This is a genomic window from Streptomyces sp. NPDC046939 (genome assembly GCF_040644575.1).
Lineage (GTDB): Bacteria > Actinomycetota > Actinomycetes > Streptomycetales > Streptomycetaceae > Streptomyces.
The window spans coordinates 1-14,104 of record NZ_JBEYWV010000015.1; the positions used below are offsets into that span (position 1 = coordinate 1).

General features: G+C 71.3%; 12 protein-coding genes and 1 rRNA gene. 2 read left to right on the plus strand and 11 right to left on the minus strand.

Annotation, left to right across the window (positions count from 1 at the left end; all coding sequences use genetic code 11):
* Nucleotides 1–92, minus strand: a 16S ribosomal RNA gene (locus ABZ877_RS17940); the annotation flags it as partial.
* A gap of 563 nt (nt 93–655) precedes the next feature.
* Complete coding sequence (locus tag ABZ877_RS17945; protein ID WP_361071609.1) at nt 656–1,663, minus strand: stage II sporulation protein M; 1,008 nt, start codon at nt 1,661–1,663, stop codon at nt 656–658.
* 105 nt (nt 1,664–1,768) lie between these two features.
* Here ABZ877_RS17945 and ABZ877_RS17950 point away from each other — a divergent pair, with 105 nt between their 5' ends.
* Nucleotides 1,769–2,722 (plus strand): RDD family protein, encoded by a 954-nt coding sequence (locus ABZ877_RS17950; RefSeq protein WP_361072079.1) that lies wholly within the window; start codon nt 1,769–1,771, stop codon nt 2,720–2,722.
* Between the two features lie 27 nt (nt 2,723–2,749).
* Here the strand turns inward: ABZ877_RS17950 and ABZ877_RS17955 are convergent, their stop codons facing one another.
* From ABZ877_RS17955 to ABZ877_RS17995, 9 genes are all read right to left on the minus strand, one after another.
* Nucleotides 2,750–3,364 (minus strand): hypothetical protein, encoded by a 615-nt coding sequence (locus ABZ877_RS17955; RefSeq protein ID WP_361071612.1) that lies wholly within the window; start codon nt 3,362–3,364, stop codon nt 2,750–2,752.
* Between the two features lie 161 nt (nt 3,365–3,525).
* A complete protein-coding gene (ahcY, locus tag ABZ877_RS17960; RefSeq protein WP_361071614.1) occupies nt 3,526–4,989 on the minus strand; it encodes an adenosylhomocysteinase in 1,464 nt (487 codons plus the stop codon).
* A gap of 364 nt (nt 4,990–5,353) precedes the next feature.
* The gene (locus ABZ877_RS17965; protein ID WP_361071617.1) at nt 5,354–6,331 is read right to left on the minus strand and encodes a cation diffusion facilitator family transporter; all 978 of its coding nucleotides are present in this window, start codon (nt 6,329–6,331) and stop codon (nt 5,354–5,356) included.
* 120 nt (nt 6,332–6,451) lie between these two features.
* Nucleotides 6,452–7,603, minus strand: coding sequence for a mannose-6-phosphate isomerase, class I (gene manA / locus ABZ877_RS17970; protein ID WP_361071620.1), 1,152 nt, complete (start codon nt 7,601–7,603; stop codon nt 6,452–6,454).
* Between the two features lie 127 nt (nt 7,604–7,730).
* Nucleotides 7,731–8,858, minus strand: a complete 1,128-nt coding sequence (locus tag ABZ877_RS17975; protein WP_361071623.1) for an SIS domain-containing protein — start codon at nt 8,856–8,858, stop codon at nt 7,731–7,733.
* Nucleotides 8,859–8,886: 28 nt separating this feature from the next.
* Nucleotides 8,887–9,057, minus strand: coding sequence for a Trm112 family protein (locus tag ABZ877_RS17980; protein WP_361071626.1), 171 nt, complete (start codon nt 9,055–9,057; stop codon nt 8,887–8,889).
* A gap of 583 nt (nt 9,058–9,640) precedes the next feature.
* Nucleotides 9,641–11,005: a phosphomannomutase/phosphoglucomutase gene (locus ABZ877_RS17985; RefSeq protein ID WP_361071629.1), complete on the minus strand. Its 1,365-nt coding sequence runs from the start codon at nt 11,003–11,005 to the stop codon at nt 9,641–9,643.
* 119 nt (nt 11,006–11,124) lie between these two features.
* Entirely contained in the window at nt 11,125–12,741 is a 1,617-nt protein-coding gene (locus ABZ877_RS17990; protein ID WP_361071632.1) for an L-lactate permease, read from the minus strand.
* 127 nt (nt 12,742–12,868) lie between these two features.
* Nucleotides 12,869–13,246, minus strand: a complete 378-nt coding sequence (locus ABZ877_RS17995; protein ID WP_361071635.1) for a DUF3499 domain-containing protein — start codon at nt 13,244–13,246, stop codon at nt 12,869–12,871.
* Between the two features lie 454 nt (nt 13,247–13,700).
* Here ABZ877_RS17995 and ABZ877_RS18000 point away from each other — a divergent pair, with 454 nt between their 5' ends.
* Complete coding sequence (locus ABZ877_RS18000) at nt 13,701–14,087, plus strand: metallopeptidase family protein (protein ID WP_361072082.1); 387 nt, start codon at nt 13,701–13,703, stop codon at nt 14,085–14,087.
* Nucleotides 14,088–14,104 lie beyond the last annotated feature (17 nt).

Here is a 14,104-nt window from a genome sequence, read left to right on the forward strand (position 1 = left end):
CTAATCCACCCCGAAGGGCTTCATCGTTCGACTTGCATGTGTTAAGCACGCCGCCAGCGTTCGTCCTGAGCCAGGATCAAACTCTCCGTGAATGTTTCCCCGTGATCGGGGTGACACCACGAGAGCGGACCAGACAGGAGGAATAGTCCCGTCCGGTCACAGCGTCCTCGCTGTGTTTTTCTTCAAAGGAACCTCGCCCCAGCCGTGATGGCCGGAGACGGGGTATCAACATATCTGGCGTTGACTTTTGGCACGCTGTTGAGTTCTCAAGGAACGGACGCTTCCTTTGTACTCACCCTCTCGGGCTTTCCTCCGGGCGCTTCCCTTCGGTCTTGCGTTTCCAACTTTACCAGATCCGTTTTCCGTTCCGTTTCCGGTGCGGAATTCATTTCCGGTGGCCGTTGGAGGGCCTTTGCCTTTCGGCTGATCCGAACTTTATCAGAAGGTTTGGGCCGGACTGACCGGCTGCATTCTCTGAAATGATCGGGGGCTTCTCGAAGAATGTTATTTCGTGAAGCGCGCTAGATACTAACGGTTGCGAGCGAGCCTTGTCGAACTCGGGGCAACTGTTCGAATCTACCTCCCCGGTTCGACCATGTCAACGGTCTTTCCGGGGCGAAGAGGAGACTAGCAGGTCAGATGAGCCGTATGCACATCACGCAGCGGTCGGTACGACAGCGCTGCGTTCCGCCGTCTCCAAGTCGCCGGTTTCGCCTGCCCGTGCCGCGCGGCCTCCGAGGACGTACACGTACGTGAGGAAGGCCAGCTCGGCGACGATGCCGATGCCGATACGGGCCCAGGTCGGGAGGCCCGAAGGGGTGACGAAGCCTTCGATGGCGCCGGAGACGAAGAGGACCAGAGCCAGGCCGATCGCCATGCCGATCGCCGCTCGGCCCTCCTCCGCGAGGGCGGTCCGGCGCGTGCGGGGGCCGGGGTCGATGACGGTCCAGCCGAGGCGCAGTCCGGTCCCGGCTGCCACGAAGACCGCGGTCAGTTCGAGGAGGCCGTGCGGAAGGATCAGGCCGAGGAAGGTGTCGAGCCGGCCCGCGGATGTCATCAGTCCTATGCCGATGCCGACGTTGAGCATGTTCTGGAAGAGGATCCACAGGACGGGCAGGCCCAGGAAGATGCCCAGGACCAGGCACATCGCGGTGGCTTGCGCATTGTTCGTCCATACCTGGGCCGCGAAGGACGTGGCCGGGTGGCTCGAGTAGTACGTCTCGTACTGGCCGCCGGGGCGGGTCATCTCGCGGAGCTCGGACGGGGCGGCTATGGACGCCTGTATGTCGGGGTGGGTGCCTATCCACCAGCCGATCAGGGCGGCTATCGCCGTGGATATGAGCGCTGTGGGCACCCACCAGTGGCGCGCTCTGTAGACCGCGGCCGGGAAGCCGTGGGTGAGGAAGCGGGTGACGTCGCGCCATGAGGCGCGGCGCGTGCCGGTCACCGCGCTACGCGCGCGTGCCACGAGTTGGGTGAGACGGCCGACGACTCTCGGGTCCGGGGCGCTCGACTGGATGAGCGAGAGGTGGGTCGCCGTCCGCTGGTAGAGGGAGACCAGTTCGTCCGCCTCCGTGCCGGTGAGGCGGCGTCGGCGGCGCAGCAGTGCGTCCAGGCGGTCCCACTCGGCACGGTGGGCGGACACGAAGACGTCGAGGTCCATCCGGTCTGCTGCTCCTCGCTTTCCGGCACCTGTGCGGCGCGACGTGTCCTCAGCTTGGCAGACTGGCGGTTCATGGGGCAGGTCAGGGAAGGGTGGGTGGCCGGCGTGAGTGAGCTGGTGACGGGTGAGGCAGTGGCCTTGGAGCTGCGGCCCGCGAAGCTGCCGAGCCGTGCGCTCGCCGTGCTCATCGATCTGGTGGTGACGTTCGCCGTCTACATCGCCGTGACGATAGCCGTGGTGGCCTCGACGGCGTCTCTCGACGACGCCGCCTCGGCCTCCCTCTCGGTGGCGTTGTTCCTGCTCGTGCTCGTGGGGGTGCCGATCGCGGTGGAGACGCTGAGCCACGGGCGGTCGCTCGGGAAGCTCGCGTGCGGGCTGCGGGTCGTGCGGGACGACGGGGGGCCGGTCCGGTTCCGGCACGCGCTGGTGCGCGGGGCCGTCGGAGTGGTGGAGATCCTGATGACCTTCGGAGTCGTGGCGTGCATCGCCTCGCTCGTCTCCGCGCGCGGGCGGCGGGTCGGTGACGTGTTCGCGGGGACGCTCGTCGTGCGCGAACGGGTGCCGACCGGGCAGGCCGCGGTCGTGCCGCCTCCGCCGCCGTGGCTCGTGGGGCGGTTCGCGCAGGTGGACCTGTCGGCGGTGCCGGAGGGGCTGTGGCTCGCCGTGCGGCAGTATCTGACGCGGATGGGACAGTTGGATCCGCAGGTCGGCTGGGGCATGGCCGAGCGGCTCGCTGCCGATCTCGCCGCGCACACGGGGGCGCCCGCGCCGCGTGACGTACCGCCTGCGGCGTTCCTGGCGGCTTTGATGCATGAGCGGCAGTCGCGTGAGGTACGGCGGGCGTTCGGCTCGGGCCCCGTCGCACAGGGACCGGCGGCTTACGCCCCGCCCGCCTCCATGCCGATGCCCGTGCCCATGCCCGGTCCTACAGCCCCGGCCCCGTCCACTCCTCCGTCCCCATCCGCTCCCCCATCCGCTCCCCCGTCTGCGCCCGCGCCCGCGTCCGAATCCCAGGATCCGGAGCCGCCGCCGGCCACCGGGTTCGCCCCGCCCGCCTGACGTTCACGGCCCGACACCCGGCCTCGGTCAGTTGAAGGCCGACGGAGGTGTCTCCAGGTCCTCCAGCTCGATGCCCGGGGCCGCCAGGACCACGTCGCCGCTGATGTGGACGGTGTGCTGCTCCCCCGTGTCCAGGGCCGTGACCTGGTACGCGTCCACGACGAGGGGGCCGTTGTCAGTGGCGTGTGCTTCGCTGTTCAGCAACGTCCAGGACTGGTCCAGGGTGCGGGGCGCCAGCACGGGATCCGTGAGGGCGACCAGGCGTACGCGGGTCGAGGGGGAATCGGGGGTGAGGTTCAGCAGTCGCGCGGTGGCGACGAGGAACGCGGGGGACGTGCCGGTGAAGGCATGGGCGGGGGCGTTGCCCTCGGTGGCGTGAGTGCCGGTGGGGTCGGTGCGTACCCAGGTCACGCCGTCGATGGCGGCTCCTCGTACCTGCCAGCTCGCGGCGTTCACCTCGAGACGGATGGGGCGGCCGAGGTCGTCCAGGGCGAGGTCGATCGAGCCGGCGTGGTCGCCGGAGGGGGTGGTCCGTTGAGCCACGTAGCGCCATCCGGAAGGGCCGGGGGCGCAGTGGAAGTGCTCGTCACCGAGGGGGGTGTGATCGTGCGGATCGTGGAGCGAGTAGCGGCCTCGGGGCATGGGGTGCGCGGGGTCCTTCTGCGAAGACGGTGAGAGCTGGCGACCTGCCGGCCGGTGACGGTCGTGGTCGCGCGGGGTACGGGACAGGCCCCCGGCACGGGGGTGCGGGGGCCTGTCCTGTCACTTCGTGAGCGCGACCGGTGGGGTCGTGGTGCTCGGTGTCAGTAGCGGTAGTGGTCCGGCTTGTACGGGCCCTCGACCTCGACGCCGATGTACGCGGCCTGCTCCGGGCGGAGCGTCGTCAGCTTCACGCCGAGCGAGTCCAGGTGGAGGCGGGCGACCTTCTCGTCGAGGTGCTTGGGGAGCACGTAGACGTCGGTCGGGTACTCGGACTGCTTGGTGAACAGCTCGATCTGGGCCAGGGTCTGGTCCGCGAAGGAGTTGGACATCACGAAGGACGGGTGGCCGGTCGCGTTGCCCAGGTTGAGCAGGCGGCCCTCGGACAGCACGATGATGACCTTGCCGTCCGGGAAGGTCCAGGTGTGGACCTGCGGCTTGACCTCGTCCTTGACGATGCCCTCGATCTTCGCGAGGCCGGCCATGTCGATCTCGTTGTCGAAGTGGCCGATGTTGCCGACGATCGCCTGGTGCTTCATCTTGGCCATGTCCGAGGCCATGATGATGTCCTTGTTGCCGGTCGTGGTGACGAAGATGTCGGCCTTGTCGATGACCTCGTCGAGCGTCGTGACCTGGTAGCCGTCCATCGCGGCCTGCAGCGCGCAGATCGGGTCGATCTCGGTGACGATCACGCGGGCGCCCTGGCCGCGCAGCGACTCCGCGCAGCCCTTGCCCACGTCGCCGTAGCCGCAGACGACGGCGGTCTTGCCGCCGATGAGGACGTCGGTGGCGCGGTTGATGCCGTCGATCAGGGAGTGGCGGCAGCCGTACTTGTTGTCGAACTTCGACTTCGTCACCGCGTCGTTCACGTTGATCGCGGGGAAGAGGAGGGTGCCTTCGCGCTGCATCTCGTACAGGCGGTGGACGCCGGTCGTGGTCTCCTCGGTCACGCCGCGGATCTCCGAGGCGAGCTGGGTCCACTTCTGCGAGCCGTTGGAGATCGTGCGGTGCAGGAGTTCGAGGATGACGCGGTGCTCGTCGGACTCGGCGGTGTCGACGGAGGGGACCTTGCCGTCCTTCTCGTACTCGACGCCCTTGTGGACGAGGAGGGTGGCGTCGCCACCGTCGTCCAGGATCATGTTCGGGCCGCCGGTGGGGGTGTTCGGCCAGGTCAGCGCCTGCTCCGTGCACCACCAGTACTCTTCGAGCGTCTCGCCCTTCCAGGCGAAGACCGGGACGCCCTGGGGGTTGTCCGGGGTGCCGTTCGGGCCGACGGCGATGGCCGCGGCGGCGTGGTCCTGGGTGGAGAAGATGTTGCAGGACGCCCAGCGGACCTCGGCGCCGAGGGCGACGAGGGTCTCGATGAGGACGGCCGTCTGGACCGTCATGTGCAGGGAGCCGGTGACGCGGGCGCCGGCCAGCGGCTGCGCCTCGGCGTACTCCTTGCGGATCGCCATGAGGCCGGGCATCTCGTGCTCGGCGAGGGTGATCTCCTTGCGGCCGAACTCGGCGAGGGAGAGATCGGCGACCTTGAAGTCCTGGTCCTGTCGGGCGGCGACAGAAGTCATAGGTGAGCTGCTCCTCGGTGCAGTTGCAGATGGTCGAGGTGGGCTTGGGTCGCGCATGCCCAGGGTCGGGTGTGCGCATGGCTGGTCTGCGGCGCCGACGGACATGCGTGTCCTTAGGTGGAGCACACGTGCTCGTGCTCCCCGTCGGGACACCAGCGTTCCCCGGCGCGCGCAGCGCAGTCCGTCGGAGGCCCTCTCTCCCTCGGACGACCCGTCGCGCGGGTTGCCCGACCGCCATCAGCAGCGACGTCTGGCTCGTTACGAATCTACACCGATCGGCTCAGTCCGCCCCACCCCCTCTCCGTCGGGTCGGGGGTGGGGCGTGGCCGAAAGGCGTCACCCGGAGGGTGGGGTCAGGGTGGGGTCAGTGGCTCGGGGCCGGGGTGGGGCCGCCCGGCGTCGCCTCGCGATCGGGGCCCTTGGCGGCCTCGGCCTCGCTGTAGATGTCGGGTTCGAGGTAGATGACGCGGGCGATCGGGACGGCGGCGCGGATGCGGGCCTCGGCGGCGTCGATGGCGCGCGCGACCTCGGCGGCGGTGTCGTCGTGCTGGACGGCGATCTTCGCGGCGACGAGGAGCTCCTCGGGGCCGAGGTGGAGCGTGCGCATGTGGATGAGGCCGGTGACGGTGTCGCCGTCGACGACCGCCTCCTCGATCTTGCGGACCTCGTCCGTGCCGGCGGCCTCGCCGAGCAGGAGCGACTTCGTCTCCAGGGCGAGGACGATCGCGATGGCGATGAGGAGGAGGCCGATGCAGAGGGTGCCGATGCCGTCCCAGACGCCTTCGCCGGTGGCGAGGGTGAGGCCGACGCCGAACAGGGCGAGGACGAGACCGATCAGCGCGCCGAAGTCCTCCAGGAGGACGACGGGCAGCTCAGGGGCCTTGGCGCGCTTGATGAACTGGCCCCAGGAGAGCTTCCCGCGCAGCTGGTTCGATTCCTTGATGGCCGTACGGAAGGAGAAGCCCTCGGCGATGATCGCGAAGACGAGGACGCCGACCGGCCAGTACCAGTGTTCGAGTTCGTGGGGGTGCTTGATCTTCTCGTAGCCCTCGTAGACGGCGAACATGCCGCCGACGGAGAAGAGGACGATCGAGACGAGGAAGGCGTAGATGTAGCGTTCGCGGCCGTAGCCGAACGGGTGTTGCGGGGTCGCCTCGCGCTGGGCCTTCTTGCCGCCGATGAGCAGCAGGAACTGGTTGCCGGAGTCGGCGAGGGAGTGGACGGCCTCCGCGAGCATCGACGAGGAGCCGCTGAAGAGGAACGCCACGAACTTCGATACCGCGATGGCGAGGTTGGCGGCGAGCGCCGCCACGATCGCCTTTGCTCCGCCTGAAGCACTCATGTTGTTCCCGGTGTCCCTTCGTACGTCCCGTGCTGCTGTGACTGGTGGTGGTGCTGCTACTGCTTTTGCCCATTTTTTGCGGTGGGCCATTGTTGCAGCACGGGACGGGAGGGGCGGGGGTCAGGCCACGACGGTCGCGCGGAAGAGCGTGCCGGGTCCGGACACTTCGACCTTTTCGCCCGCGGGGACGAAAGCGGAGCGGCCGGGGGCCAGGGTGAGGTCGCCCGCGCGGACCGTGCCGGCCGTGCAGAGCAGGATCTGCGGGGTGGCGGCCGTCAGGTCGTGGGCGGGGGCGGCCCCCGGGAGCACGAAGCGGGAGAGGCGGAACTCGTCGATCGGCGTGTCGTAGACCTCTTCGCCGTCGGCGGCGGCCTCCGGGCGCAGCACGCCGGGGTCGGTGGCCTCGAAGCGGACGATGCGGAGCAGTTCGGGGACGTCGACGTGCTTGGGGGTGAGGCCGCAGCGCAGGACGTTGTCCGAATTGGCCATGATCTCGACGCCGAGGCCGTTCAGATACGCGTGCGGGACGCCCGCGCCGAGGAACAGGGCCTCGCCCGGGTGCAGTCGTACGTGGTTGAGCAGCATCGCCGCGATGACGCCCGGGTCGCCGGGGTAGTGGTGGGCGATGCCCGCGTACGGCTCGTAGGCGCCGCCGATGCGCTGGGCGGCGGCCGTGGCGTCGGCGACCGTACGGGCCATGTCGTCGCGGTCCGCGCTCAGGACGGCGGTGAGGACCTCGCGCAGCGCGGCCTCCTCCGGGTGGGCGCGCAGCAGGTCGACGTACGGCTTGAGGCTGTCCACACCGAGCCCCTCCAGGAGCCGGGCCGCCTCCTCGGGGGCGCGGAAACCGCACAGGCCGTCGAACTCGGTGAGGGCGCAGATCAGTTCGGGCTTGTGGTTGGCGTCCTTGTAGTTGCGGTCGGGGGCGGTGACCGGGACGCCCTTCGCCTCCTCGGCCTCGTACCCCTCCTTCGCCTGTACGAGGTCGGGGTGGACCTGCAGCGACAGGGGCGCGCCCGCGGCGAGCAGCTTGAGCAGGAACGGCAGGCGCGGGCCGAACTTCTCGGCCGCCGCCTCGCCCAGGGCGGCCGTCGGGTCGGCGGCGATGACCTGGTCCAGGGGGCCGCGCTCGGTCTGCGACGGCGCGCCCGGGTGGGCGCCCATCCACATCTCGGCCTGGGGTTCCCCGGTCGGCTCGGTGCCGAGGAGTTCCGGGATGGCGGTGGTGGAGCCCCAGGCGTAGGGGCGGATGGTGTTGGTCAGGGCGTCCATCTGAGGGCTTCTCCGGTGGGCGGGAGGGGTTCCGGGAGGGCGGTGCGGATCAGGTCAGGGGTGGGGCGGGAGGGGGTGGTGCGTCACGGGGTGGAGGCGAGGGCCAGGTAGACCGCCGCGAAGTCCGTCACGGAGTGGAGGCGAGGCCCAGGTAGACCGCCGCGAAGTCCGTCACCGCGATCAGTTCCGCCAGGGTCTCCAGCTCCGTGCCCTCTTCCGGTTCCAGTTCGCTGATCGGGGTGTCGTGGGACAGGGCCAGTTCGCGGGCGGCGGTCGCGGCGGAGAGGCCGCCCGTGGGGCGGTCGCGGAGCAGGACCACGCGGACGCGCAGGGCCTGGCCCTCCTCGACGCGGTCGCGGAAGAAGTCGTCCGGATCCGAACCGGCGGCCAGGTCGCTGGTCAGGAGCGCGCCGTGGGCCGGCAGCGCCTCGGGCAGGTCCGCGGCGAGCGCCGGGCGGCCCGCCAGCTCCGCGAGCGCCGCGGCGAAGCGGCGGCCCGCCGGGCCCGCGGCGGCGCCCTCCGTCCAGATCAGCGGGAGCGCCTCGGCGAGTTCGGAGGCGAGGGTCTTGGCCGGATTGCTGTACGTCGCGATCGCCGGGCCGCAGCGCTCCGCCGTGCGGTCGAGGCGGTCGGCGACCTTCTCCAGGGTCTCCACGGACGCGGACAGCAGGCCCGTACGGTCCAGGAGGGCGAGGAGCGGGGTCAGCAGGGACCAGAGCGTGCCCGGCGCGGAGGCCGCGGCCACCTCGTCCTGGTCGTACGGGGCTGCCGCCATCGGCACGAACAGGCCGTGCGCGCCCGCGACGGACTCCGTCAGAGGGGCGCCCTTGGGGCAGACGGCGACGACCGTGACGCCGCGCCTGTACGCCTGTTCGACGAGGAGGGAGAGGCTGGGCTCCGTACCGGTCGGGGAGGCGATCAGGAGCAGGTCGACCGAGCCGGCCCAGCCGGGCAGCTCCCAGCGCAGGGCGCCCGGGGCCGGGGCCACGCCCGTCGGGCGCAGCCGGATCACCGGGCACGCCGCGCCCGCCAGGCGGCCCAGGAGCTCGGCGACGCCGGTGGCCGCGGTGCCGGGGCCCGCGATCAGCAGGGCGCGGGGGCGGCCGTCCGGCTTCAGGTCGTTCACCCCGGCCTCGGCCGCGTGCCGGGCCGCCGTACGGACGCGGGCGCCCGCCTCGGCCGCGCCGCGCAGCAAACCGCGGCGGTCGGCCCTGGCCAGCGCCTCCGGATCGTCCAGGAGCGTTTCGTCGAACATCGCGTCGGGCCTCCTGCTCGCTGGACGGTTACGCGGGGCGGCGGGCCTCGTCGACCAGGAGGACGGGGATGCCGTCGCGGACCGGGTAGGCCAGGCCGCACTCCGTGCCGGTGCAGACCAGCTCGGCGTCGGCCTCCTTCAGCGGGGCGTGGCAGGCCGGGCAGGCGAGGATCTCCAGGAGGCCGGCTTCGAGCGGCATGAGGGGTCCCTTCGGGGTACGGGTGGGGGGCGGCGGGGTGGGTCTTGCGCCCAGCTCAGCGTAGCGCTGCGGTGGGCTTGGGCGGGTTGGTGGGCCCGGGCGGGGGCGCGGGGGGCGGGGCTTGGGTGGGGTCCGGCGGGGTTTGTGCCGGGCGGGGTGATCGCCTTAAGGGCTCGTCCTCAAGCGCCGGACGGGCTGGGAGTGCTCCGGCCCGGCGAAAGGGGCTCGGGCCCGCCCGGGGAATCGCCCTAAAGGCTCGTCCTCAAACGCCGGACGGGCTGGGAGTGCTGCGACCCGGCGAAAGGGGCTCGGGCCCGCCCGGGGAATCGCCCTAAAGGCTCGTCCTCAAACGCCGGACGGGCTGGGAGTGCTGCGACCCGGCGAAAGGGGCTCGGGCCCGCCCGGGGAATCGCCCTAAAGGCTCGTCCTCAAACGCCGGACGGGCTGGGGGGCAGACGCCGGACGGGCTGGGGGGGGTAAACGCCGGACGGGCTGGAGGGAAAACGCCGGGCGGGCTGGGGGGCTTCGGCCCGGTAAAAGCGGCTTGGGACCCCAGCCCCGTAGCAGCGGTCGTCGGCGCTGGTCAGCCCCTGATCGACCCCAGTACCTCATCCCGCACCCTCTCCATCGTCTCCCGGTCCCTCGCCTCCGTGTTGAGGCGGAGGAGGGGTTCCGTGTTGGAGGGGCGGACGTTGAACCACCAGTCCTTGGCGGTGACGGTGAGGCCGTCGAGGGTGTCGAGGGTGAGGTCGGGGCGGGAGCCGTACGTGGACTTGAGCGCGGCCAGGCGCTCCGCCTGGTCGGCGACCGTGGAGTTGATCTCGCCGGAGCCGACGTAGCGGTCGTAGGAGGAGACCAGGGCGGAGAGCGGGCCGTCCTGGCCGCCCAGGGCCGCGAGGACGTGGAGGGCGGCGAGCATGCCCGTGTCGGCGTTCCAGAAGTCGCGGAAGTAGTAGTGCGCGGAGTGCTCGCCGCCGAAGATCGCGCCGCTGGTGGCCATCTCCTGCTTGATGAAGGAGTGGCCGACGCGGGTGCGTACGGGCGTGCCGCCGTTCTCCTTGACGACCTCGGGCACGGACCAGGACGTGATCAGGTTGTGGATGATCGTGCCGGAGCCGCCGTTCCTGGCCAGTTCGCGGGAGGCGACCAGGGCGGTGATGGCGGACGGGGAGACGGGGTCGCCGTTCTCGTCGACGACGAAGCAGCGGTCCGCGTCGCCGTCGAACGCGAGGCCGATGTCGGCGCCTTCGGCGCGGACGCGGGCCTGGAGGTCGACGATGTTCGCCGGGTCCAGCGGGTTGGCCTCGTGGTTGGGGAACGTGCCGTCCAGGTCGAAGTACATGGGGACCAGGTCCAGAGGGAGACCCTCGAAGACCGTCGGGACGGTGTGCCCGCCCATGCCGTTGCCCGCGTCGACCACGACCTTCAGGGGGCGGATGGCGGTCAGGTCGACGAGGCCGCGCAGGTGTGCCGCGTAGTCCTTCAACGTGTCGCGCTGAGTGAGGGTTCCCGGCGTCGCGGCGGGCTGCGGCGCGCCCGACTCGCTCCACTCCTCCACCAGGCGGCGGATGTCGGCCAGACCCGTGTCCTGGCCGACCGGCGCCGCCCCGGCCCGGCACATCTTGATGCCGTTGTACTGGGCGGGGTTGTGCGACGCGGTGAACATCGCGCCGGGCAGGCCCAGCGCGCCCGAGGCGTAGTAGAGCTGGTCGGTGGAGCACAGGCCGATCTCGGTGACGTCCGCGCCGAGGGCGGCGGCGCCGCGCGCGAAGGCCCGGGTCAGGCCGGGCGAGGAGGGCCGCATGTCATGGCCGACGACGATCGCCGACGCCTCGGTCACGCGGACGAACGCGGCGCCGAAGAGCGCGGCGAGCTCCTCGTCCCACTGGTCCGGGACCACCCCTCGCACGTCGTACGCCTTCACGATCTGCGACAGATCAGCAGCCACGGCCGGACCAGCCCTCCTGGAGTGTCCTCTTCGGACGCACAAACTAATGGGCCCATAAAGTACCTGGCCGGACAGACAGCACATCGGACTGCGCACGGCACGCGGTCGTCGCCCACCGCTCAGGGCAGCATCCAGGACAGGACGAACGTGCTCTGCGCGTACACGATCAGGCACATCACCAGGAGCAGTCCGAGGCTCCAGGGCAGCACCTTGCGGAGCAAGTCGCCCTCGCGGCCCGCGAGTCCGACGGCCGCGCAGGCGATGGTCAGGTTCTGCGGCGAGATCATCTTGCCGAGGACGCCGCCGGAGCTGTTCGCGGCCGCGAGCAGGTCGGGCGGGAGGCCCGACTGTTGTGCGGCCGTCACCTGGAGGGCGCCGAAGAGCGCGTTGGCGGAGGTGTCGGAGCCGGAGACGGCGACGCCGAACCAGCCGAGGACCGGGGAGAGGAAGGCGAGGCCCGCGCCGGCCGCCGCCACGAAGTGGCCGATGGTGGCGGCCTGCCCGGACAGGTTCATGACGTAGGCGAGGGCGAGGACGCTCGTGACGGTGAGGATCGCGAACCGCAACTCGTGCACCGTCCCCAGCCATTCGCGGGCCGCCACGCGCGCGTGCACGCGGAGGACGACCGCCGTGCAGACCCCGGCGAGCAGGACGAGGGTGCCGCCGGTGGAGACGAGCGGGAGCGTGAAGAGGTTGCCGCCGACCGGTTCGCCGTTCGGGGCGGCGACGTTCAGGAAGGGCCAGTCGAAGGTGCGCGTCGCCTTGGCGAGCCAGTCCTTCACCGCCGGGATCTGGGCCACCGAGAAGACGGCGACGATCAGCGCGTACGGGGCGTAGGCGCGCAGCACTTCGCGGCGCGGGTCCTCCTCGTCGAGGTCCTCGCTGCGTGCGCCGGTGAGGACGGCGGCGCGTACGGGTTCGGCGGCGGGCCTGCGCGCGCTGGGGACGGCGACGAGGGCGCCCGCACCCGCCAGCGCGGCGCCGATGTCGGCGAGTTGGGCGGAGACGTAGTTGGAGGCGGCGAACTGGACGACGGCGAAGGCCACTCCGCACGCCAGTGCGGGCGCCCAGGTCTCGCGCAGCCCGCGCCTGCCGTCCACCAGGCCGACGAGCACCAGCGGCACGACGAGGGCGAGCAGCGGCGTCTGGCGGCCGACGACGGAGGCGACGGAGTCCAGGGGCAGGCCGGTGACCTGGGCGAGGGTGACGACGGGGGTGCCCATGGCGCCGAAGGCGACGGGTGCCGTGTTGGCGACCAGGGAGACGACGGCGGCCTTGACGGGGTCGAAGCCGAGGGCGACGAGCATGACCGAGCAGATGGCGACGGGCGCCCCGAACCCGGCGAGCGCCTCCAGGAGCGCGCCGAAGCAGAACGCGATGACGAGCGCCTGGACGCGCGGGTCGTCGGAGAGGCGCCCGAAGGAGCGGCGCAGGATGTCGAAGTGCCGGGTGCGGACGGTCATCCGGTAGACCCACAGGGCGTTGACGACGATCCACAGGATGGGGAAGAGCCCGAACAGCGCTCCTTGCGCGGCGCTGGAGGCGGTCTGGCCGAGCGGCATGCCGTACGCGAGCCAGGCGACCAGGGCGGCGACGCCGAGGCCGATGAGTCCCGCGCGGTGCGCCTTCATGCGGACGGCGCCGAGCAGGACGAGGACGGTGACGAGGGGCAGCGCGGCGACGAGGGCGGACAGGCCGAGCGAGCCGCCTACGGGCTCCAGTTGCTGGACGAACACGAGCGCCTCCGGGATCCCGGTCCGTGGTGCGGGTGGCGAAATCGTCGTGTCGTGCGCGATCGCCGGTCAACGCGTACGACGGCGAAGATCCCGTGAAGGCGGGGCGCGAAGGGCGGGGCGGCGCGCGTCAGTTGTCGGGCGAGCGCAGGACGCGGAGGTGGCCGCGGCGGGCGACCTCCATCGGGTCCGCGTGGCGTCCGCCGGAACCGCCCGCTCCGGCCGCGCGCTCCTGCGGGCGGGCCGCCTCGCGCACGGCGTTGGCGAGGGCCTCCAGGTCGTCGCCGCTGGGGCGGGTGGGGGCGGTGCCGTCGGTGAGCCGGACGACCTCCCAGCCGCGCGGCGCGGTGAGCCGCTCGGAGTGCTCGGCGCACAGGTCGTAGCAGTGGGGTTCGGCGTAGGTGGCGAGGGGGCCGAGGACCGCGGTCGAGTCGGCGTAGACGTACGTCAGCGTCGCGACGGCGGGACGGCCGCAAGCGGTGCGCGAACAGCGACGTACAGGGCTCACGACGTTGGACGGTACCGCACTCCTGAGCGGGCCGCGACGACTCTCCCCGAGGTCACCCCACCGTGTCGTGGCGTGAGATGGCCCACACCGGCCCGCGGACGCCCGCTTTTGACCTGCGGCGACCCGGGGCCCCGGATACCGCCGGACAGTTGAAAGCGGTCACCACTCAGGACAAATACCTTCAATTGTCATGAGATCAACGGTCCGGGAGGGAAGCGGAATCAGGCCCAAGTTTGGCTTGATCGGTCAGGAAGCGACATGCGGGTGCGGTGCGCGCGACATGGCGCCCCGCGTGCGGAGCCGGCCCGCCCCGGCCGCCCGGGAGGACTACGCTGCGTCGGTGATGGAAAGGCCCGCCAACGCCGAGAACCCGCTCCCGTCCGACGGACAGGTACCGCCCCACTCGCCCGCCGAGCCGCGCCCGCCCCGCCGCCGCGACCGGCACGGCCGCGGGATGCGCGGGCCCGTGGCGCCGCCGCAGGTGCCGCTGTCGGCGAGCCGCGCCGAGGTCTTCGCGGACCTCGTGCAGGACTCCGTGGAGCGCCTGGAGCGGCGCTGGCCGCAGCTCGCCGAGGTCGACTTCCTGATCCTCGAGGTGCCCCGGCTCACCGCCGAGGACGAGGCGTGGGGCGCCGACACGGTGCCGCTCGGCGGGATGATCCCCGCGCGGGACGGGACCCCCGCGCGCGTGGTCGTCTACCGGCGGCCCGTGGAGATCCGCACCAAGGGGCGCGACGAACGGGCGGCCCTGATCCACGACGTGGTGGTGGAACAGGTCGCGGAGGTCCTCGGGATCACCCCGGAGACCGTCGATCCCCGCTACGAGGACGGTGAGGAATGACGACCACGCGCGCGTAG